The organism is Acidovorax facilis, assembly GCF_023913775.1.
GTDB lineage: Bacteria > Pseudomonadota > Gammaproteobacteria > Burkholderiales > Burkholderiaceae_C > Acidovorax > Acidovorax facilis.
In genome coordinates, this window is the sequence record NZ_JAMXAX010000114.1 from 1 (window position 1) to 19,150 (window position 19,150).

At 65.8% G+C, this 19,150-nt stretch carries 19 protein-coding genes; 8 read left to right on the forward strand and 11 right to left on the reverse strand.

Translation table 11 applies throughout. From position 1 onward, the window contains the following. Positions 1 to 368 precede the first annotated feature (368 nt). From aroQ to NFX52_RS23275, 5 genes are all read left to right on the forward strand, one after another. Positions 369 to 845, forward strand: coding sequence for a type II 3-dehydroquinate dehydratase (aroQ, locus tag NFX52_RS23255; protein WP_010460374.1), 477 nt, complete (start codon positions 369 to 371; stop codon positions 843 to 845). A gap of 38 nt (positions 846 to 883) precedes the next feature. Beyond that, positions 884 to 1,300, forward strand: a complete 417-nt coding sequence (arfB, locus tag NFX52_RS23260; RefSeq protein WP_055393573.1) for an alternative ribosome rescue aminoacyl-tRNA hydrolase ArfB — start codon at positions 884 to 886, stop codon at positions 1,298 to 1,300. Between the two features lie 145 nt (positions 1,301 to 1,445). Then, positions 1,446 to 2,288 (forward strand): DODA-type extradiol aromatic ring-opening family dioxygenase, encoded by an 843-nt coding sequence (locus tag NFX52_RS23265; protein ID WP_055393571.1) that lies wholly within the window; start codon positions 1,446 to 1,448, stop codon positions 2,286 to 2,288. A 38-nt stretch (positions 2,289 to 2,326) separates the two neighbouring features. After that, positions 2,327 to 2,998 (forward strand): alpha/beta hydrolase, encoded by a 672-nt coding sequence (locus NFX52_RS23270; protein WP_055393569.1) that lies wholly within the window; start codon positions 2,327 to 2,329, stop codon positions 2,996 to 2,998. A 149-nt stretch (positions 2,999 to 3,147) separates the two neighbouring features. Further along, positions 3,148 to 4,050, forward strand: coding sequence for a DUF3014 domain-containing protein (locus NFX52_RS23275; protein ID WP_055393567.1), 903 nt, complete (start codon positions 3,148 to 3,150; stop codon positions 4,048 to 4,050). A gap of 27 nt (positions 4,051 to 4,077) precedes the next feature. Here NFX52_RS23275 and NFX52_RS23280 read toward each other — a convergent pair whose 3' ends face one another. After that, entirely contained in the window at positions 4,078 to 4,545 is a 468-nt protein-coding gene (locus tag NFX52_RS23280; RefSeq protein WP_008903283.1) for an Lrp/AsnC family transcriptional regulator, read from the reverse strand. Positions 4,546 to 4,676: 131 nt separating this feature from the next. Here NFX52_RS23280 and NFX52_RS23285 point away from each other — a divergent pair, with 131 nt between their 5' ends. Beyond that, positions 4,677 to 5,948, forward strand: coding sequence for a methionine gamma-lyase (locus tag NFX52_RS23285; RefSeq protein WP_055393565.1), 1,272 nt, complete (start codon positions 4,677 to 4,679; stop codon positions 5,946 to 5,948). Here the strand turns inward: NFX52_RS23285 and NFX52_RS23290 are convergent. After that, positions 5,896 to 6,369 (reverse strand): Lrp/AsnC family transcriptional regulator, encoded by a 474-nt coding sequence (locus NFX52_RS23290; RefSeq protein WP_055393562.1) that lies wholly within the window; start codon positions 6,367 to 6,369, stop codon positions 5,896 to 5,898. The two genes, NFX52_RS23285 and NFX52_RS23290, sit on opposite strands and share 53 nt — an antisense overlap. Positions 6,370 to 6,472: 103 nt before the next feature. On the opposite strand from NFX52_RS23290, the gene mdeB reads away from it, so the two are divergent. After that, the gene (gene mdeB, locus NFX52_RS23295) at positions 6,473 to 9,136 is read left to right on the forward strand and encodes an alpha-ketoglutarate dehydrogenase (protein WP_055393560.1); all 2,664 of its coding nucleotides are present in this window, start codon (positions 6,473 to 6,475) and stop codon (positions 9,134 to 9,136) included. A 136-nt stretch (positions 9,137 to 9,272) separates the two neighbouring features. Continuing rightward, on the forward strand, positions 9,273 to 9,506 hold the full coding sequence (locus tag NFX52_RS23300; RefSeq protein ID WP_055393558.1) for a hypothetical protein: 234 nt from the start codon (positions 9,273 to 9,275) through the stop codon (positions 9,504 to 9,506). Positions 9,507 to 9,528: 22 nt separating this feature from the next. On the opposite strand, the gene NFX52_RS23305 is transcribed toward NFX52_RS23300, so the two are convergent. The 9 genes from NFX52_RS23305 to NFX52_RS23345 all read right to left on the reverse strand — a co-directional run. Further along, positions 9,529 to 9,696: a hypothetical protein gene (locus NFX52_RS23305; RefSeq protein ID WP_156358568.1), complete on the reverse strand. Its 168-nt coding sequence runs from the start codon at positions 9,694 to 9,696 to the stop codon at positions 9,529 to 9,531. Between the two features lie 39 nt (positions 9,697 to 9,735). Beyond that, complete coding sequence (locus NFX52_RS23310) at positions 9,736 to 11,958, reverse strand: NHL repeat-containing protein (RefSeq protein ID WP_156358567.1); 2,223 nt, start codon at positions 11,956 to 11,958, stop codon at positions 9,736 to 9,738. A 148-nt stretch (positions 11,959 to 12,106) separates the two neighbouring features. Further along, complete coding sequence (locus tag NFX52_RS23315; RefSeq protein WP_162239732.1) at positions 12,107 to 14,353, reverse strand: NHL repeat-containing protein; 2,247 nt, start codon at positions 14,351 to 14,353, stop codon at positions 12,107 to 12,109. Between the two features lie 237 nt (positions 14,354 to 14,590). Beyond that, positions 14,591 to 15,424: a M90 family metallopeptidase gene (locus NFX52_RS23320; RefSeq protein WP_055393550.1), complete on the reverse strand. Its 834-nt coding sequence runs from the start codon at positions 15,422 to 15,424 to the stop codon at positions 14,591 to 14,593. Positions 15,425 to 15,460: 36 nt separating this feature from the next. Next, positions 15,461 to 16,252 (reverse strand): UDP-2,3-diacylglucosamine diphosphatase, encoded by a 792-nt coding sequence (locus tag NFX52_RS23325; protein ID WP_055393548.1) that lies wholly within the window; start codon positions 16,250 to 16,252, stop codon positions 15,461 to 15,463. 16 nt (positions 16,253 to 16,268) lie between these two features. Beyond that, positions 16,269 to 16,775 carry a peptidylprolyl isomerase gene (locus NFX52_RS23330; protein ID WP_055393545.1) on the reverse strand — a complete coding sequence of 169 codons (507 nt, stop codon included), beginning with the start codon at positions 16,773 to 16,775 and terminating at the stop codon, positions 16,269 to 16,271. A 30-nt stretch (positions 16,776 to 16,805) separates the two neighbouring features. Then, on the reverse strand, positions 16,806 to 17,387 hold the full coding sequence (locus NFX52_RS23335) for a peptidylprolyl isomerase (RefSeq protein WP_055393543.1): 582 nt from the start codon (positions 17,385 to 17,387) through the stop codon (positions 16,806 to 16,808). Further along, on the reverse strand, positions 17,384 to 18,670 hold the full coding sequence (locus tag NFX52_RS23340) for a L,D-transpeptidase family protein (protein ID WP_055393541.1): 1,287 nt from the start codon (positions 18,668 to 18,670) through the stop codon (positions 17,384 to 17,386). Before NFX52_RS23340 ends, NFX52_RS23335 begins: the two co-directional genes overlap by 4 nt. An 85-nt stretch (positions 18,671 to 18,755) precedes the next feature. Further along, on the reverse strand, positions 18,756 to 19,150 hold a 395-nt coding region (locus NFX52_RS23345), incomplete at its 5' end, for a YybH family protein (RefSeq protein WP_252635839.1).

Consider the following 19,150-nt stretch of genomic DNA (forward strand, 5'->3'; position numbering starts at 1 on the left):
GCCCGTGTACTACGCGCCTCCCCCCGCGTATTACGCACCGCCCCCGGTCGTGTACTACGGTGATCGCGGCTACCGCCACCATCGGCACCACCGCCACCACGGATATGGCCATGGGTATGGCCACGGCCGCTGGGATCGTTGATCCCTGGTCTGATCCGCTGGCAGCCTGACCGGGTTGCCGCGTTGTGTAACCAACCTCTTGGGCGCCAGTCGCTCACAGGCAGCGTCTTTGCACAGGCTGCCTTTTATAGCGGCCCTTCGGGGCCGCTTTTCTTTGGGCGCGTGCGCTACGGGTTGGGCATAGGGCGCCGCATAATCGCGCACTCTGGCCTGCCAGTGTGGCAGGCGCAACGCCCCCGGAGTGCCGCATGTCTGTGAAGAAAAAAACCGTTTTTGTCCTGAATGGCCCCAACCTGAACCTGCTGGGCACGCGCGAGCCCGCTGTGTATGGCGCGGCCACGCTGGCCGATGTCGAAAAGCTGTGCGCCGACGCGTGCGAGCGCCATGGTTTTGCACTGCGCTTTCACCAAAGCAACCACGAAGGCGCTTTGGTGGACTGGATTCACGAGGCGGGCCGCCTGCACGCAGCGGGCGAGCTGGCAGGCGTGGTGATCAACGCCGGGGCCTACACCCACACCAGCATCGCGTTGCACGATGCCACCAAGGGCACAGGCATTACGCTGATTGAGCTGCATATCAGCAATGTGCATGCGCGCGAGGCGTTCCGCCACCATTCGTACATGGCGGCGGCTGCCAAGGCAGTGATGTGCGGCTTTGGCGTGCTGGGCTATGGCCTGGCGATTGACGGCCTGGCGCAGTTGCTGGCCCAGCAACCTGCGGCCTGACGCGGGGCGGGCAAGGGGACCCATAGATTTGTAGATGTATGGCCCCGCCATTGCCCCTGCAGGTGTCTGAGGACGAGGTGGAGATCACCGCCATGCGCGCCCAGGGCGCGGGCGGGCAGAACGTCAACAAGGTATCAAGCGCCGTCCACCTGCGCTTTGACGTGGCAGCATCGTCGCTGCCCGAGGACGTGAAAGAGCGCCTGCTGGCCCTGCGCGACACGCGCATCACGCAAGAGGGTGTGGTGGTCATCAAGGCCCAGCAGTACCGCAGCCAGGAGCAAAACCGCACCGATGCGCTCGCGCGGCTGAACGCGCTGATCAACACTGTGGCCGTGCCGCCCCGGGTGCGCCGCGCCACCAAACCCACCTACGGGTCGAAACAGCGGCGGCTGGAGGGCAAGACCCAGCGCAGCGAGACCAAGGCACTGCGGGGCCGTGTGCGCGACGGGTCTTGAACCGCGGCTCCCTGTGTGGTGGGTATCTCCACGGCCATCGTCCATGGCGCATTGGTATCACTTGTAGAACAATCTGTCCGGCCAGCAGGGCTTGGTATCAGGTGCTATCAGTCCTACATTCATTGCATTCACGGATGGAATTGCCATGACTGCCTTTGCCCAAGCCCCCCTCACTGCGCCCGCTGTGGTTCCTGCATTGTTCGTATCGCACGGCGCGCCGCTGTTTGCCATCGATGCTGGCACCACCGGCCCCGCGCTCACGCAGTGGGGTGAAAACCTCAAGGCGCAGTACCCTGGCCTGCGGGGTGTAGTCATCATGTCGCCGCACTGGATGGCGCGTTCTGCCCAGGTCATGACCGGCCCGCAGCCCGCCACGTGGCACGACTTTGGCGGTTTCCCGCCCGCGCTGTACCAGCTGCAATACCCCGCCTCAGGCTCGCCTGCGCTGGCGCAAGAGGTGCTGGGCTTGCTGCAGGCCGCCGGTGTGGCCGCACAGGGCGATGCCGCGCGCCCGTTCGACCATGGCGCCTGGGTGCCGCTGATGCATTTGTTCCCGCAGGCCGATGTGCCCGTGGTGCAGGTGGCTATGCCCGTGGGCGCAGGCCCGGCCGATGTGTATGCACTGGGTGCCGCGCTACGCAGCCTGCGCAGCCAGGGCGTGCTGGTGGTGGGGTCCGGCAGCATGACGCACAACCTGGCCGAATTCTTTGGCGGCGAACGTGCGCCCGCGCCCTATGTGCTGGAATTCAGCCGCTGGATCGAGGACGCACTGGCACGTGGCGACATGGCCGCGCTGCTCAACTACCGTACCCAGGCCCCCCATGCCAGCCGCGCCCACCCGACCGAAGACCATTTCTTGCCCATCTTCTTCGCGCTGGGCGCGGCGGGCGACGATCTGCACGCAAACTACTTGAGCCGCGAGGTGATGTACAGCATGCTGTCGATGGATGCTTTTGCCCTGGAGCCTGTCGCAGGACGGGCGGTTTAAGTAAGTTTTTTAGCTAAAAATGCCGCTGGCGCTTGTCTATGCTCAATCTACCGCTCACATTTTTGCAGCGACCCGCTGCTTCCACCACCCCCCGCCCCTGGCTGCTGGTGCTGATGCACGGCGTGGGCAGCAACGAGCAGGACCTGTTCAGCCTGGCGCCGCAGATCCCGGATCGGTTCCACGTGCTCAGCCTGCGCGCACCGTTTCGCATGGGGCCGGGCGCGCACGCGTGGTTTGATTTTTCGATCGAGCCCGGTGGCGAGCGCACCATCAATGAAGAGCAAGAGGCGCAAAGCCGCGCCCTGGTGGCCCAGGCGGTCGAATCTGCCGCCGAGCAACTGGGCATTCCGCCCGAGCGCGTGGTGGTGGGCGGCTTCAGCCAGGGCGGCATCATGGCGCTGTCGCTGCTGCTGACCCGGCCCGCGCTGATGCAGGCCGCGCTGGTGTGGCACAGCCGGCTGCTGCAGCAGGTGGTGCCTTTGAGTGCGCCCGCCGACGCGCTGCGGGGCAAACGGCTGTGGCTGAGCCACGGCACGCACGACAACGTGATCCCCCTGGCCCACGCGCAGGCCATCGCGCACCACATGGCGCCGCTGCCGGTGACGGTGACGTACCACGAGTTCCCCAGCGCGCACGAGATCCGACCTTCTGAGCTGGCGGCCACGGTGGCGTGGCTGGAGTCATTGTCGACAACGCCAACGGCGTTTTAGTCGCGGGCTTCCGGGGCGCGGTCTACATCGCGTTACCGGCGCCTCATCCAGCAGGTTTCCAATCAAGCAGATCCCCAGGGGGATTGATAGGGAACGCCCTGCGCCGCAGCCGCTCGGACAAGGGTTGTTCCCGTCTTGAAGGAGATCCGATGCCTGAAAACGAAACCGCCGAGTTCCGCCCCGCGCCACCGCGCGCATCCTCCACACCGTGGATCATTGCCGCCGTGCTTGCCTGTGCGGTCGGCGCCGGAGCCGCCTGGTGGTTCTGGCTGCGCCCGGTGGAGGCCCCGGTGGCGCCGCCCCCTGTGGCCAGCGCACCCGAAGCGCCCGTGGCCCCACCGCCTATGCCCGAGGCATCGGGTCCCCAGAACCCTGTGGATGCGCTGGCCCCGGCAGACACCGCCTTGCCTGCAGTGGCTGAATCCGACAAGCGAGTGGCGGAGTTGCTGGCCGAATTGCTGGGTAGCGACAAGGTCGCGTCGTTCTTGTTGACCGAAGGTTTTGTCCGCCGCGTGGTGGCCACGGTAGACAACCTGGGCCGCGCCCAGGCCCCGTCGCGCATGTGGCCGGTACAGCCCATGCCGCAGCGCTTTGTGGTAGATGGCGACGGCGAGGGCGATGCCCCCACCACGATTGCCACTACCAATGCCGCCCGCTACAGCGCCTTTTTGACCTTTGCCGAAGCCGTGCCCCTGGAGCCTGCCGTGGCCTTGTATGCGCGGCTGTACCCGCTGTTCCAGCAGGCGTATGAAGAGCTGGGCTACCCCAAGCGCTACTTCAACGACCGCCTGGTGGCCGTGCTGGACCACTTGCTGCTGGCGCCCGAACCCAAAAGCCCGCTGCGCGTGAAGCTCACGCCCGTCAACACCGATGTGCCCAACCTGCGCCCGTGGGTGCGCTATGAGTTTGTGGACCCGGCGCTGGAATCGCTCTCCAGCGGGCAGAAGATTCTGGTGCGCATGGGGCCAGCGAACCAGGCGCGGGCGAAAGCGCTGGTCCGTGATCTGCGCAAGCGCGTGGCAACCAGCGAGTTGCAGCTCCCCCAGCGGTAAAGGATGTGAGGGGCTGCTGCGCGCTGGCTACAGCGGCAGTGCCATGGTGCGCTTGACCTCCTTGAGCGAGAAGCTCGTGGAAATCTCACGCACGCCGGGCAGGCTGCGCACATGGGTGCGCACATAGTCGGCAAACGATGCGAGGTCGGCCGCCACCACCTCCAGCTGGTAGTCGTAGCGGCCCGAAAGGTTGTGGCACGACAACACCTGGGGCATCGCCATGACCTCGCGCTCCAGGGCCGATGTGGTGTCAGCCGTGTGGTCGTGCAGCGCCAGCTGCACAAAGCCCAGTACGCCCCAGCCCACACGCTGGCGGTGCAGATGGGCGTGGTAGCCCGCAATCACGCCCGCATCCTCCAGCGCGCGCACGCGCCTCCAGCACGGGGAGGTGGACAGCGAAACCGCTTCGGCCAGATCGCCCACGGTGGCACGGCCGTCGCGTTGCAGGGCGTTGAGGATTGTGCGGTCCACGGGGTCTAGCGGATGAGGGTGCATGGCAGTCGGTGTGCAGCGCAGATTTGAAGGATTGGGGCAAATTTTGCCCTCTGCTGGCAAATACAGGGTGAAAAAGGCGAATATTTGCCTGCTGGTGGGTTGAAGAATCTCTATATCTCCAGGAGACAAACATGACCCGCACACTCGCCACCGGTTTCAGCACCCGCGCCATCCATCACGGCTACAACCCGGCCGACCACCAGGGCGCACTGGTGCCGCCTATTCACACCTCCGCTACCTTTGCGTTCCCTGATGTGGCGTATGGCGCGCGCTGCTTTGCGGGCGAGGAGCCCGGCTACTTTTACACCCGCATCGCCAACCCCACACTGGCGTTGCTGGAGGGGCGCCTGGCCAGCTTGGAGCAAGGCGCAGGCGCCGTGGTGTTCGGTTCGGGCATGGGCTCCATCACGGCCACGCTGTGGTCCATGCTGGAGCCGGGCGATGAAATCCTGGCCGACCTTACGCTGTATGGCTGCACCTTCTCGTTTTTGCACAACGGGCTGGGCCGCTTTGGCGTGAGCGTGCGCCATGTGGACATGACCGACCCGGCCCACGTGGCCGCCGCGCTGAGCCAGAAGACGCGCGTGGTCTACCTGGAAACCCCGGCCAACCCCAACATGCGGCTGGTGGACATTGCCGCCGTTTCGGCCCTGGCCCACGCCCAGGGCGCCAAGGTGGTGGTGGACAACACCTACTGCACGCCTTACCTGCAGCAGCCCCTGCTGTTGGGTGCCGATGTGAGCGTGCATTCCATGACGAAGTACCTCGGTGGCCATGGTGACCTGACCGCAGGCGCGGCCGTGTTTGCCGATGCAGAACTGGCCCAGCGCGTGCGCTTGTATGGTCTCAAAGACATGACGGGTGCTGTGATGTCGGCGCAGGACGCGCACCTTGTGATGCGCGGCCTCAAGACGCTGGCGCTGCGCATGGACCGCCACTGCCAGAGCGCTCAGAACGTGGCCGAGTTCATCGCCGCCCACCCGGCTGCGGCGGCCGTGCACTACCCCGGCCTGCCCAGCTTTGCCCAGCACGCGCTGGCAAAGCAGCAGATGCGCCAGATGGGCGGGATGATCGCTTTTGAGCTGCGTGGTGGCCTGCAGGCGGGCGTGCGCTTCATGGACGCGTTGCAGCTCGTCACCCGCGCCGTGAGCCTGGGCGATGCCGAGACGCTGGCCCAGCACCCGGCCAGCATGACGCATTCCACCTACACGCCCGAGCAGCGTGCCGCCCACGGCATTGCCGAAGGGCTGGTGCGCCTGTCGGTCGGCCTGGAGGACCTGGATGACCTGCTGGCCGATATTGGTCAGGCACTGGACCTGGTGCAGGCGCTGGATTTCAAGGCCGATTCCACTACGGGGAAGACTGCGGCAGCGGCAGCGCCGTCTTGTAACGCACCTGCTTGAGCGCGAAGCTGGAGCGGATCTTCTCCAGCCCTGGAATGGGGGAAAGCTGTTCGACGATGAAGCGCTCCAGCGCCGCAATGTCGGGCAGTGCCACGCGGATGAGGTAGTCCGAGTCGCCACTCATCAGGTAGCACTCCATCACCTCATCGTGCTCGGCAATGCGCTGTTCAAAGTCGGCCAGCGCTTCCTTGCTCTGGCTTTTCAGGCTGATGCTGATGAACACGTTCAGTCCCAGCCCCAGTGCGGCGGCGTTGGCCAGCGCTACATAACGGGCGATGACACCCTCGGTCTCCAGTGCCTTCACGCGTGCCAGGCAGGGAGACGGCGAGAGATGCACACGCCGGGCCAGCTCCACGTTGGAGAGCGAGCCATCGGCCTGCAGTTCGGCCAGTATGCGCAGATCGGTGGTGTCAAGCTTCATGTGCTGCAATATTGGTTTTTGGTGGAATATTGTGCTGCTATAGATGGCTAATTTTCGCGATTCGGCATCACATTTTTTGCAAATCCTTCTAGAGTGTGCTCCTATGAATGCCCCCTTGCCTTCCCATCTGCTCCACACCCAGGATGCCCTGGCCGACACTGACCCCCAGGAGACCGCCGAATGGCGCGACGCCTTTCTGGCCCTTGTGGCCACCGAAGGCCCCGAGCGGGCGCGGCACATGCTGCAGGAGCTGGTGCGGGTGGCGCGTGCGCAGCGGATTGGCTGGCAGCCCGACCTGAACACGCCGTACGTGAACACCGTGGCGGTACAGGACCAGCCCGTGTTCCCCGGCGACTTGGCCATCGAGGAGCGCGTGGCTTCCATCGTGCGCTGGAACGCGCTGGCCATGGTGGTGCGCGCGAACCAGGCGTATGGCGAACTGGGTGGCCACATCGCCAGTTATGCGAGCGCGGCCGACTTGTTCGAGAGCGGCTTTAACCATTTCTTCCATGCACGTGAGGGTGTGGGTGAAGGCCAGCACCGGGGCGACCTGGTGTTCTTCCAGCCCCACAGCGCGCCGGGCGTGTATGCACGTGCATTTCTCGAAGGGCGTTTGTCCGAAAAAGATCTCATGCATTACCGCCAGGAGCTGACCGCTCCGGCTGCGGGCGCACAAGGCCTTTCGAGCTACCCACACCCGTGGCTGATGCCGGACTTCTGGCAGTTTCCCACCGGCTCGATGGGCATCGGCCCCATCAGCAGCATCTACCACGCGCGCTTCATGCGCTACCTCACGCACCGCAATCTGCTCGACTGCAGCCAACGCAAGGTGTGGGGCGTGTTTGGCGATGGCGAGATGGACGAGCCCGAATCCATGAGTGCCCTGACCCTGGCCGCGCGCGAGGGCTTGGACAACCTGGTCTGGGTGGTCAACTGCAACCTGCAGCGCCTGGATGGCCCGGTGCGCGGCAACGGCCGCATCATCGACGAGCTGGAGCGCCTGTTCGCGGGTGCTGGCTGGAACGTGGTCAAGCTGGTGTGGGGCAGCGACTGGGACGGCCTGTTCGCCCGCGATCTGACCGGCGCCCTGGTGCGAACGCTGGAAGGTACGGTGGACGGCCAGATGCAGACCTTTGCCGCCAAGGATGGACGCTTCAACCGCGACAACTTCTTCGGCCAGAACCCCGAGCTGGCGGCCCTGGCCCAGGGCATGACGGACGAGCAGATTGACCGCCTGAAGCGCGGCGGGCACGACCTGGTGAAGATCCACGCCGCGTATGCCGCAGCCAGCGCCCACAAAGGCCAGCCCACGGTGATCCTGGCGCACACCAAGAAGGGCTACGGCATGGGCACGGCCGGGCAGGGCAAGATGACCACGCACAGCCAGAAGAAGCTGGACGAGACCGACCTCATCGAGTTCCGCAACCGCTTCAACCTGCCTTTGAGCGACGAGCAGGCCACGAGCCTCGCCTTCTTCAAGCCCGCTGAAGACAGTCCCGAGATGCGCTACCTGCGCAGCCATCGCCAGAACCTGGGCGGCTACCTGCCGCGCCGCGAGACGGCCTGCGAGGCGCTGCCCGTGCCGGCGATCGAAAGCTACGCCCAGTTCGCGCTACAAGCCGATGGCAAGGAGATGAGCACCACCATGGCCTTCGTGCGCATGCTGGGTACCTTGCTCAAGGACGCCACGCTGGGCCCGCGCATCGTGCCCATCGTGGCCGACGAGGCGCGCACCTTTGGCATGGCCAATCTGTTCAAGCAGGTCGGCATCTACAGCAGCGTGGGCCAACGCTACGCGCCCGAGGACATCGGCTCGGTGCTGAGCTACCGCGAGGCGCTGGACGGCCAGATTCTGGAAGAAGGCATCAGCGAAGCCGGCGCCATTGCGAGCTGGACGGCAGCCGCCACCAGCTACAGCGTGCACGGCCTGGCCATGCTGCCGTTTTACATTTACTACTCAATGTTCGGCTTCCAGCGCGTGGGCGATGCCATCTGGGCCGCGGCCGACCAGCGTGCGCGCGGCTTCTTGCTGGGCGCCACGTCGGGCCGCACCACGCTGGGCGGAGAGGGGCTGCAGCACCAGGATGGATCGAGCCACTTGGTGGCGGCCACCATCCCCAACTGCAAGGCCTACGACCCAGCCTACGCAGGCGAGATGGCCGTGATCATCGATGCTGGCATGCGCGAGATGGTGACCGAGCAGCGCGACGTTTTCTACTACGTGACACTGATGAACGAGAACTACGCCCAGCCCGACCTGCCCGCCGGTGCGGCAGAAGGTGTGTTGCGTGGTTGCTATGTTTTTAAGAGCTACTCGCGCTTGATAGATAAGCGCGAGAGCACGATTTCATCCAAATCCGTCACCCTGATGGGCTCTGGCGCCATCCTGACCGAGGTGGTCAAGGCCGCCGAACTGCTGGCCGCAGAAGGCGTGGAAGTGACAGTGCTCAGCGTGACCAGCTGGAGCGAGCTGGCGCGCGATGGTGTGGCGTGCGAGCAGCGTTGGCTGGCGGGCGAATCCGCGCCTGCATCCGCATGGCTGACGCAGCAGCTGGCCCCAACACGCGGGCCTGTGATTGCAGCCACCGACTACGTGCGCGCCGTGCCCGAGACGGTGCGGGCACTTGTCCCCGAGGGCCGCAAGTATGTGACCCTGGGCACGGACGGATTTGGACGCAGCGACACGCGCGCTGCACTGCGCCAATTTTTTGGCGTAGACGCTTCCAGCGTGGCCCAAGCTGCACGACGCGCGATGGCCGCTGGCTGACGAACACGGGCGCCATGTGGGCGCCTGCTGTCGTTCCGCGACTTCGCAATTCCGCCGCCGGGGTGGGGTGGGTGAATGCCGTTGCCCAATTCGGCGCAGGCTTCCTACAATGGCCCAGCAACCGCGAGAGGGCGCCATGACACACGTCACCTGGGACCACAACCCGCCGACCACCTGGACAGCCATGATGGATGGGCAAGCACTTTGCTCCATCAAGCGCAAGGACATTGGCGGCTGGACGGCGGTCTGGATGGACGAGCGCCTGTGGCCAGCGCCACCCCATCTGCCCAAGGCCATGCCCCAGCCCACACGGTTTTTCAGCAGTCTGGAAGAAGCCAAACTGGCGGTCGAGCAGGCGCTGTCGGCGTGAACCGTTGTCGGGCCTGAATCCGTCAGGCATCCAGCAGCTGGCTGGATTCCAGCAGGTGTTGAAGTGCCTTGTTTTTTATAGCGGCCAACGCAATACCAACGGGCGCCAGGGCCGACACTGATTCGTGGAACTGCTTTTTTGCAGCGCCCACCCGCCATGCCGACTGCAAGGCGCCAAAGGCGCCTTGCACCTTGGCCCTTTCGGTGCGCCAGGGGCCGCAGCCACATGGTCAGGGCAGTTTGACAGCCGCCACCGCGTTGGACGTGGAGAGGTACAGCGTAGCGCCATTCACGGCGATGCCCGTGGGTTCGTCGATCAGGCCCGGCAGCGGACCGGCCGCGAACCCCTTGTTCCAGCGCTGGCCCACCAGCGTGCTCACCTGGCCATCGGCTCCGATCTTGCGCACCACGCGGTTGCGCGGATCGGTCACGTAGACGTTGCCGCTGGCATCGGCGGCCAGCCAGGCGTGCGAGTCCGAAATGGGCGCGCCCGTGTCGACCGTCAACTGCGCCGAGGCCGCCGGGCCGTCCACGAGCCCCGGCGGCAGGTCGGGGCGCCCCGCGATCGTGCTCACCACCCCGGCGGGTGTGATCTTGCGGACGGTGGGGCCCACACCCGTCGCGTTGTGGTAGCGGCCGTCCACCACATACAGGTTGCCGGCGGGGTCCATGGTCATGTGGCCCATGGCGGAGAACTGCGCTGAGGCGGCCGGGCCGTCGGCGTGCCCGCGCGCGTTGGGGTTTCCCGCAAACACGCTGACAGCGCCGGCCGGGGTGATCTTGAAGATTACGCTGCGCAGGGACACCGCATACACGGTACCGCCGCTGTCGACGACCATGCCGGTCAGCCCCTCGAGCAGGAAGCCCGGTATCGCGTCGAATGCGGCGGTGAGGTCGGCATGCACCGTGACGTTGCCGGTAGGGCTGGTCTTCAGGATGCGCTTGAAGTCATACGAATAAATGTTGCCGGCACCGTCGATGGACAGCGGCGCCGAGCCGCAGAAGGCCACGTCGTTGATCGGCCCGGTGACTTGCGCGCACGGGTTCTTGGCCCGGCCGAGCGTGGCCACCGTGCCATCGGACGTGACGGTGCGCAGTGCGGCGTTGTTGCGGTCGCGCACGTACAGCGTGCCTGCCTTGTCCACCGCCAGCGCGCCGGGGCTGTCAAAGCGCGCGGCGCTGCCGCGGCCGTCGGCATGTCCCGGCAACGGGGCGGTGCCTACCTGCAGGTCGGGCGCACCATTGCGCGGCATGCGGTAGATGACCGCGTACGTTTGAAAGGTGTCGGAGGGACCGCTTTCCGTGATGAGAAAGCGACCTTCGGCGTCCACCGCCAGGCGTTTGCCCGCGCAGAAGGCAGGCGGCAGGCCGTCGGCGCCGTAGTTGCAGTCTGCTGCGCGTCGCACGGTGGTCACGGAGCCATCGGCCGCAATCTCGCGTACGGGGGTGCCCTCATGCCGGTCCAGAACGAAAACTCGGTTGGAGCGGTCTATCGCGATGGCCTGCAGCGCACCAAATTTGGCCGCGCTAGCCGCTCCATCCAAGTGGCCCGCGTTATTGAGGGCCACGGTGCCCGACAGCACCGTCGCCTGGCCGTTGGGCGCGTACTTGCGCACTACGTGGTCGTTGGGGTCTGCAGCGTACAGGGCTCCTGTGGAGTCGGTCGCTAGGTTGACGGGGTACAGGCGGCTAGGGTTGTTGCGCCCGAAGCCCGGGGTGGCGTTCTGGCTGGCCCTGAAGATGACCGTTGTGACTGCCCCTGCGGGCGTGATTTTGCGAATGGGATTGCCTGTCGGCGTTTGGGAGAAGTCTTGCAAGGTTGGCGCCCATTCGGACACAAACACGTTGCCCTCCCGGTCCACCGCAATGCTGGTCGGGCTGCACAGCGTGGCCGCCGTTCCCGTGCCATCGGCATTGCCGCACACGCCCACCTGGCCGGCCAGCGTGGTGACGTTGCCCGCGGTATCGATCTTGCGCACCAGGTGGTTGCCGGCGTCTGCCACATAGGCGTTGCCAGCCGCATCCACCGCCACGGCCAGGGGGACATTGAAGCGGGCGGCGGTGCCCGCGGCATCCAAATAGCGCGGCCCCTCGCTGCTGGCATCGCTGCGGGTGGGGCCTCCGCCCACCCAGGTGCTGAGCTGCCCGGTGGGCGCGAGCCTGCGAATGGTGTGGTTGCCCGGATCGGCGATCAGTACATCGCCGGTGGGTGTCAGTGCCATGCCGCCGCTCTCGGTGCTGAGCTTGGCCGCCGTGCCCATCCCGTCCTGCGTGCCCGGCCCCTCGGTGGTGCCGGCCAGCAGCGCCAAGGGCGTGGCGGGTGGCGGTGGAGGCGGCGGGGGCGGGGCGTCACCGCCCGAACCTCCACCGCAGGACACCAGCGCGGACACGGCCAGCGAGGCCCAGAGTGTGCGGGACAGCCGACGGCGGCTGGATATGGGTGAACTTGGCATGGGCGTGTACCTCAGTAAAAGTGATGAACGGATGGGGCGCGTCCGCCAGCTGGCATGCTGCAGCAGTGACGCAAAAGGAATGAGGGGGGTGCCGTGGCCGCAGCACGCCCAGCGTGGGCGCCGCGCACCACGGTCAGCCGGGCGCTGACTACGGCAACTGCACCTGCACCACGGCGTTCGGCACCGAGAGGTACATCATGCTGCCGCGCACGGCGATACCTGTCGGGCGGTTGATGATGCCCGGCAGGTCTCCCGCAGCAAAACCGTATTTCCATGCCTGGCCCACCGGAGTACTGACCTGGCCATCGGTGCCGATCTTGCGGACCACGCTGGTGAAGGGATCGGTGACATAGACGTTGCCTCTGTTGTCCACGGCGAGGCTGGCCGTCTGCGCGGGCCAGCCTGCGTACTGCTGCACGGTGAAGCGGGCGGCCGCGGCAGGACCATCCGCGTAGCCAGGGGCCGCGCTGGGGCTGCCCGCCAGCGTGGTGACCGCGCCGGACGGAGTGATCTTGCGAACGGTCGGCCCCACCTTGTTGGTGTCGTAAAACAGGCCGTCGATCACATACAGGTTGCCCGCCGCATCGGTGGTCATCTGACCCAGCGCCGAAAACTGCGCCGCCGCGCCTTGCCCGTCCACATGGCCCACCGTGCCCACGCTGCCGGCAAACAGGGTGACTTCGCCCTTGGTATCGATCTTGAAGATGGCGCCCTTGAGGCTGGCGACGTACACGTTGCCGGCGGTGTCGGCCGCAATGCCGGATGCGACACCGAGGAAAGCCGTTGGCACCTTGTCCAGCCATGGCGCCAGGTCGGCCAGAAGCACGGCCTGGCAGTTGGCGGTTTTAAGGATGCGCGCATCGTCAATGGTGTAGAGGTTGCCCGCGCCATCGGTGGCCAAGGGGGCCGTGGAGTTGGACAGCACGTCCTCGCCCAGGCCGGTGATCGCAGCGCAATGGCCGCCTGGCTTGCCCAGGGTGCGCACGAGGCCGTCGGCCTGCACGGTGCGGATGGTGCGGTTGCCCTCGTCGCGCACGTAGAGCGTGCCGGCAGGGTTCAACGCGATCGAGCCAGGTGTGGCGAACCGCGCGCTGCTGCCCTGTCCATCGTCCGCACCTGCGGCAGCGGGGATGCCGGCCACCACGGTGGAGGTGCCTTGGGGCGTGTAGCTGCGCAGCTGGGCATAGCTGAAAGTATTGAAGCCCGCAGCGGAGCGGGTCATGCCGGTTTCGGCGACGAGGAACCGTCCGTCGGGAGTGACGGTCATCTGGTCCGCAGTGCAGAAGGTGCCTGGCCCGGCCCCAGTGCCGTCCCCTGCGAAGTTGCAGGAGTTGGCACGAACGAGGGTGGTCACGCTTCCGTCGCTGCCAATCTGGCGGATGGCCGGGGTTCCGTACCAGTCCAGTACGAACAGGCGATTCGCTGTGTCGAATGCAATCGCCTTGAGGTAGCTGAACTTTGCCACGGACGCGGCACCATCCGTATTGCCCTCGTTGTTGGCGGCCACGACGCCGGACACCACGGTGGGCTGGCCATCGGCCGCATACCTGCGGATCACGTGGTCGTTCGGGTCTGCCGCGTAGAGAACTCCGGTCGAATCGGTGGCCAGAAGCACCGGACGGTAGATCTCGATGGCAGGGCCGGAGATGAAGACCAAAGTCGGGTTCTGGCTGGCCTTGCTGGTCAGCGTGGTCACTTCACCCGTGGGTGCGATCTTGCGGATGGGGTTGGCAACTGAACTGTGTGTCGTGGATTCCCTGACTTCCGCCACGTACAAGTTCCCGGCCTTGTCCACGGCAATGCTGGCAGGCCTGCATAGGGTTGCCGCGCTACCTGCTCCATCCTGGTTGCCGCAGACGCCGGGCTTGCCAGCGAGGGTGGTCACTGCACCGGCCGCGCTGATCTTGCGCACCAGGTGGTTGTCGGTGTCCGCCACGTAAGTGTTCCCGGCCGCATCGACCGCAACGCCCATGGGGTGGTAGAACCGCGCGGCCGTGCCGGAGCCGTCGGCATGGTTGGAGGGGACGTTGAACACCCCGGCATCGCTGCCACCCGCCAGCGTCGTGACCTGCGTCCTGTCGGCGCTGAGTTTGCGGACCTGGTTGTTGCCACTGTCCACGATGACGACCTCACCCGTGCTGTTCACGGCCATCCCGCCGATGTAGGCACTGAGGCGCGCGGTGGACTGCGCTGCGCCATCCAGGTTACCCGCACCGTCGGTGTTGCCGGCAAGCAGCGACAGGGGCGTCGCGGGAGCAGGTGGGGGCTGCGTGGTTGGCGGGGCGGTAACCGGGTCTGAAGAGCCGCCACCTCCGCATGCGCTGAGTAGCGGGACTACCAATGCAGCAAGAATGCCCACGCGTTGGAACGGAATCCTTGAGACAACACCTGACATGAAGCGCTTTCTGACGAAGAGATTGGGAGCACCACCTTTGCGCCATCTGTGAGCTTGTTGGGCCGCGCGGTGGTCGTGTCTCTCCGAGGCTACCGCAAAGATACGAAACGAATGCACATTGTTTCGATTCGCAACAGATGCAGACGATGGGCATGCCAGAGTCACGGCGACGGTTGCCCTGATCTGCATTGCAAACGCCTGGCGTTGAGGCCGCCTCGCCTTGGTGGCTTCAATTTGTCAGGACGAGCTGCAACCCCCGGCAACGAAGAACGCATCCAGCACCGGCATCAACACCGGGAACTCCTGCGCAAACCTATCGCGGTTCACAAAGTACGCCTCGCAGGCCACCGCAAAAAACTCGGACTGTGATGTGGCTCCGTAGGCGTCCAACCAGGGGCGTTCTGCGCCGAAGCGCTCGGCCAGGATCACGCGCTCGCGGAACTGCTCGTACGCCGGCTCCCAGGCGGCCCACCAGGCCTCGTAGGCGGCGCGTCCGGTGCGTGTTCCCATGAAGCCTGCGGGCAAGGGCGGGCAGCCGTTGGGTTCGCCGCTCTTCATGTCGAGCTTGTGCACGAACTCGTGCACCACCACGTTGTGGCCGCGTGCCGTGTTCTCGGTGGCATTGGCCACGTGCTCCCAGCTGAGCATGATGGGGCCGCGCTCCATGGCCTCGCCCAGCAGCACCTGGGTGTGTTCATGCACCACGCCGGCCTCGTCCACCGTCTGGCGGCGCGCCACGGCTTCGCCAGGGTGCAGCACGATGCCCACGAAATCGTCGTACCAGTCCAGCGCCTTGGCCGGGTTGCCCCAATGCAGCAGGGGCAGGCAGGCTTGCGCTGCAATGTCGATGGCCATGGCGTCGGTCACCACCAGGCCGTGCGCGCCGTGGAACTCCTTGTGGTGCAGGAAGAGGGCGCTCAAGGCGCGCAGCTTGGACTGGTCGTGCAGCGAGAGCGCCGCCAGAAACGGGTAACGCTGCAGGGTCTGGAGCCACAGCGTGGCCGAGATGTCGGGCACGGGGGCCACCGTGGCGCGGACGCGGCTCCAGAGCCGATTGAAAAGAGGGGGCATGGCGATCAGGCAGCGGGTGGTGAAACCCCGCGCAGTTCAGGATCGCGAGTACTTGGGGGTCAGGGACCGCCGTTCCAAGCCCGTGTGCGACAAACGCAGTGTTTCCGCGCGGGGCGGTCGTGCAGCGGCATCCCAGTCGCTGAGCACCACGCGCTGCAGGCCGGGCGCCAGCACATGGTCGGCGGGTCGGTGGGTGTGGCCGTGAATGAGCGTATGCGCCTGGGCCGCCTGCAGCCAGGTGATGGCGGCCGGGCCGTCTATGTCGGCATAGGTGACGCCCGACTGTTTGCGTGCCTCGCTCTCCTGGCGGATGCCACGGGCCTGCGCGCGACGTGTGGCCAGGGGCTGCGCCAGAAACTGCTGCTGCCACTCGGCACTGCGGGCCTGCACGCGAAAGCGCTGGTACTCGACATCGTCCAGGCACAGCAGGTCGCCGTGGCTGAGCACGAAGCGCTGGCCGCCAAACACCAGCACCGTCGGGTCTGCCAGCCCAGTGATGCCACACTGCGCCAGGAACCCCGGGCCCGCCAGAAAGTCGCGGTTGCCGTGCATGAAGTACACGGGCAGGCGCTGCGCGGCGGCCCGCAGGGCGGTGCAGCCTTCGGCCTCGAAACTACCAGGTTCGCCCATGGCGTCATCGCCCACCCACACCTCGAACAGGTCGCCCAGGATGAAGAGGGCATCGGCCGTGGTGGTGGCCAGGTAGTGCTCGAAAGCAGCCACCGTGGCGGGCTCGCTGGCCTGCAGGTGCAGGTCCGAAATGAAATCGACCGTGCGCCAGTGCGACGGAGCGACAAGCTCCTCGAACCGAGGCACGGTCGTGGTCACGGACTTGGAAGTCAGATCAGAGAGCGACTGCCTTCTCGATGATCACGTCTTCCTTCGGCACGTCGTCATGGAAACCCTTGCGGCCCGTCTTCACGGCCTTGATCTTGTCCACCACGTCGGTGCCTGAGACGACCTTGCCGAACACGGCATAGCCCCAGCCCTGGGCCGACGGTGCGGTGTGGTTCAGGAAGCCGTTGTCGGCCACGTTGATGAAGAACTGGGCGGTGGCCGAGTGTGGGTCGCTGGTGCGGGCCATGGCCACGGTGTAGTTGGCGTTCTTGAGGCCGTTGTTGGCTTCGTTTTCGATGGGCGCGTCGGACGCCTTTTGCGTCATACCGGGCTCAAAGCCACCGCCTTGCACCATGAAGCCTGGGATCACACGGTGGAAGATGGTGTTGTTGTAGTGGCCCTTGTTCACATAGGCCAGAAAGTTCTCGGCCGACTTGGGGGCCTTGGCGGCGTCGAGTTCGAGGGTGATGACACCGTAGCCGGTGATGTGCAGTTCGACCTGGGGGTTGCTCATGGCAATGCTTCCTTCAAAAAAATGGCGGGTTCACTTCACCAGGGTGGCGGAGTTGATGGTGACGGGAGTGGTGGGCACGTTTTGGTGCGGGCCCTTGTTGCCGGTGGCCACGGCCTTGATCTTGTCCACCACGGCCGTGCCTTCGACCACCTTGCCGAACACGGCATAGCCATGGCCGTCGGGGCTCGGGGCGTTGAGCATGGCGTTGTCCTTCACGTTGATGAAGAACTGCGATGTGGCCGAGTTGGGGTTGCCCGTGCGCGCCATCGCGATGGTGTAGGTGTCGTTCTTGAGGCCGTTGTTGGCTTCAAGGGGAATAGGGGCCTTGGTGGGCTTGGGAATGAGGTCAGCGGTGTAGCCACCGCCCTGGATCATGAAACCATCGATCACGCGGTGGAACACGGTGCCGTCATAGGTCTTGTCCTTGACGTAGCCCAGGAAGTTTTCCACCGTCTTGGGTGCCTTGGCCGGGTCGAGTTGCACCACGATGTCCCCCATCGAGGTGGACAGCTTCACCTTGGGGGCGTCTTGCGCCTGTGTAGGTGCTACTGAAAAAATAGCTGTCAGCGCAATACCAGCAAGCGCCAGGGTCGAATTTCTTCTGGAAATCATCCAATCACTCCTTCGAAAAATATCTGCCATTGTTGGCCCCGCCGCGCCCAGTACTGGCGTTTGACGGGACCCGTGCGGGCGCCTTCGGCGACTTCGCCGAACGTTACCACCATGGTGTCGGCAGAGTCTGTCCAGCGCAGGTAAGACTTGTCCTTGAGGTGGAGTTCCCGGCCTTTCAGGGCGCGGGTCTCCGCCTGGAGCACCTGGGTCCATTCGTTGAGCGGTTTTTTGCGGTAACTCTGGAAGTCTGGCGCGTAAAAGCCGAGCAACCGGTTCATGTCGCCCTGGGTCTTGGCGTTGCGCCAGGCATTGAGCACCGCGTCGAAAGACTTGCGGTCCGCCTGCACGGCGTGGGGCGCTACCCACTGCAGCTGGCGCGCAATGACCACGGGGGTGGAACGGGGCTCCACCGTGCGCAGAATGCGTTCCAGGTCGGGATTGGCCAGCACCAGGCAGCCATCGGTGGCCAGGGGCGCGCGGGCAAACTGGTCGGGTGGCGTGCCATGCAGCCAGATGCCGCTGCCGGTCTTGCCCCGGCTCTGGTCCAGCGGGTTGGGGTAGTTGATGGGCAGCGCGCCTGCGCCGTAGAAGTCCTTGAGCGTGGCGGGGTCCAGGCGGCTGGTGATGAAGTACACACCAAGCGGTGTGCGCTGGTCGCCCTCCAGGCTTTTCTCGATACCCAGCTTGCCGACCGAGGCGTAGTAGTCGGCCACCAACTGCAGGCCCTTGGGCGTGTTCTCGAAAAGGTACAGGCGCGAGCGCGAAGCGTCCACTGCAATGGCATGGCGCGAGCGGGGCGAGAGTTCCAGGAACTGGGCGGGAATGCTGTGCGCGGGTGGGCGGCTGCGCTGGGCGTCCACGCGCTGGCGCGATTCGTTGCGCAGCTCTTCCAGGGTGGTGGCTACCTGCAGGCTGCGTGCTGTGTCGGGCTCTGGCACATCGCCCATGCGGCGGATGGGCCGCGTGCGCGACATCAGCAGGTCGCCCACGGCCAGTTGCGCCAGCTGGAAGTTGGGATAGTCGCGTGCAAGGGTTTCGGCCTGGGCCAGTGCCTCGCGGCTGCGGCCTTCTGCGATGAGCTTGTACACGGCCAGCAGGCGTGTTTCCGCCTGTCCGTCGCGCAGGTTGGGCGCCTTGGTGTCGGCTGGCTCTGTCGAAGGCTGGGTGGCGGCGCGGCGCACTTTTCCGCTCTGGGCGTGCGCCGGTGCTGCCTGCAGCAGTGCGGCGAGGAACAGGGTGCCTGCCGCAGCCCGGCGGCTTGGTGCGGACAACTCCACAAACATGCGCGGTTTCAGGTTCAGGCCTTCAGGGGCTCGGCAGCAGGCACAGCCCGCGCACGCTGCGCAGGCCCAGGGTCGGGGTTCACAGTCAACCGCCTGTGGATTCGCGGACGATGGACCAGCGGCCGTTGTGGTTCACCAGGTCCAGCGTCTTGCGGCTCGTGACGTTGAGTGCATCAGCGGTATAGGCCTGCCGAAAACGGGCGGTGGCCTTGTCGCCATTGACCGCAACGGTAACGTCGGACAGCTGCACGTTGATCTTGGACTTGCCCACGATGCGCGCCTCGCGCTCCTTTTCCCACGCGGAGCGCGTCTGGCGGCCGGGTGGATCGAACGATTTGTCGTAGGCGCCCAGATAGGCCTGCATGTCTTTGGCCGACCAGGCGGCCGCCCATGCCTGCACGGCCGAGGTCACGGCCTGAACGGCTGCGGCGTCGCTTGCTGCTGCCGGGGTGGCTGCGGGTGCTGGGGTGGGGGCTTGGG

Bases quoted from the DNA above. Each gene is read 5' to 3' on its own strand.
- aroQ (WP_010460374.1), top strand. From the start codon at position 369: ATGTCTGTGAAGAAAAAAACCGTTTTTGTCCTGAATGGCCCCAACCTG.
- arfB (WP_055393573.1), top strand. From the start codon at position 884: ATGGCCCCGCCATTGCCCCTGCAGGTGTCTGAGGACGAGGTGGAGATC.
- NFX52_RS23265 (WP_055393571.1), top strand. From the start codon at position 1,446: ATGACTGCCTTTGCCCAAGCCCCCCTCACTGCGCCCGCTGTGGTTCCT.
- NFX52_RS23270 (WP_055393569.1), top strand. From the start codon at position 2,327: ATGCTCAATCTACCGCTCACATTTTTGCAGCGACCCGCTGCTTCCACC.
- NFX52_RS23275 (WP_055393567.1), top strand. From the start codon at position 3,148: ATGCCTGAAAACGAAACCGCCGAGTTCCGCCCCGCGCCACCGCGCGCA.
- NFX52_RS23280 (WP_008903283.1), bottom strand. From the start codon at position 4,545: ATGCACCCTCATCCGCTAGACCCCGTGGACCGCACAATCCTCAACGCC.
- NFX52_RS23285 (WP_055393565.1), top strand. From the start codon at position 4,677: ATGACCCGCACACTCGCCACCGGTTTCAGCACCCGCGCCATCCATCAC.
- NFX52_RS23290 (WP_055393562.1), bottom strand. From the start codon at position 6,369: ATGAAGCTTGACACCACCGATCTGCGCATACTGGCCGAACTGCAGGCC.
- mdeB (WP_055393560.1), top strand. From the start codon at position 6,473: ATGAATGCCCCCTTGCCTTCCCATCTGCTCCACACCCAGGATGCCCTG.
- NFX52_RS23300 (WP_055393558.1), top strand. From the start codon at position 9,273: ATGACACACGTCACCTGGGACCACAACCCGCCGACCACCTGGACAGCC.
- NFX52_RS23310 (WP_156358567.1), bottom strand. From the start codon at position 11,958: ATGCCAAGTTCACCCATATCCAGCCGCCGTCGGCTGTCCCGCACACTC.
- NFX52_RS23315 (WP_162239732.1), bottom strand. From the start codon at position 14,353: ATGTCAGGTGTTGTCTCAAGGATTCCGTTCCAACGCGTGGGCATTCTT.
- NFX52_RS23320 (WP_055393550.1), bottom strand. From the start codon at position 15,424: ATGCCCCCTCTTTTCAATCGGCTCTGGAGCCGCGTCCGCGCCACGGTG.
- NFX52_RS23330 (WP_055393545.1), bottom strand. From the start codon at position 16,775: ATGAGCAACCCCCAGGTCGAACTGCACATCACCGGCTACGGTGTCATC.
- NFX52_RS23335 (WP_055393543.1), bottom strand. From the start codon at position 17,387: ATGATTTCCAGAAGAAATTCGACCCTGGCGCTTGCTGGTATTGCGCTG.
- NFX52_RS23340 (WP_055393541.1), bottom strand. From the start codon at position 18,670: ATGTTTGTGGAGTTGTCCGCACCAAGCCGCCGGGCTGCGGCAGGCACC.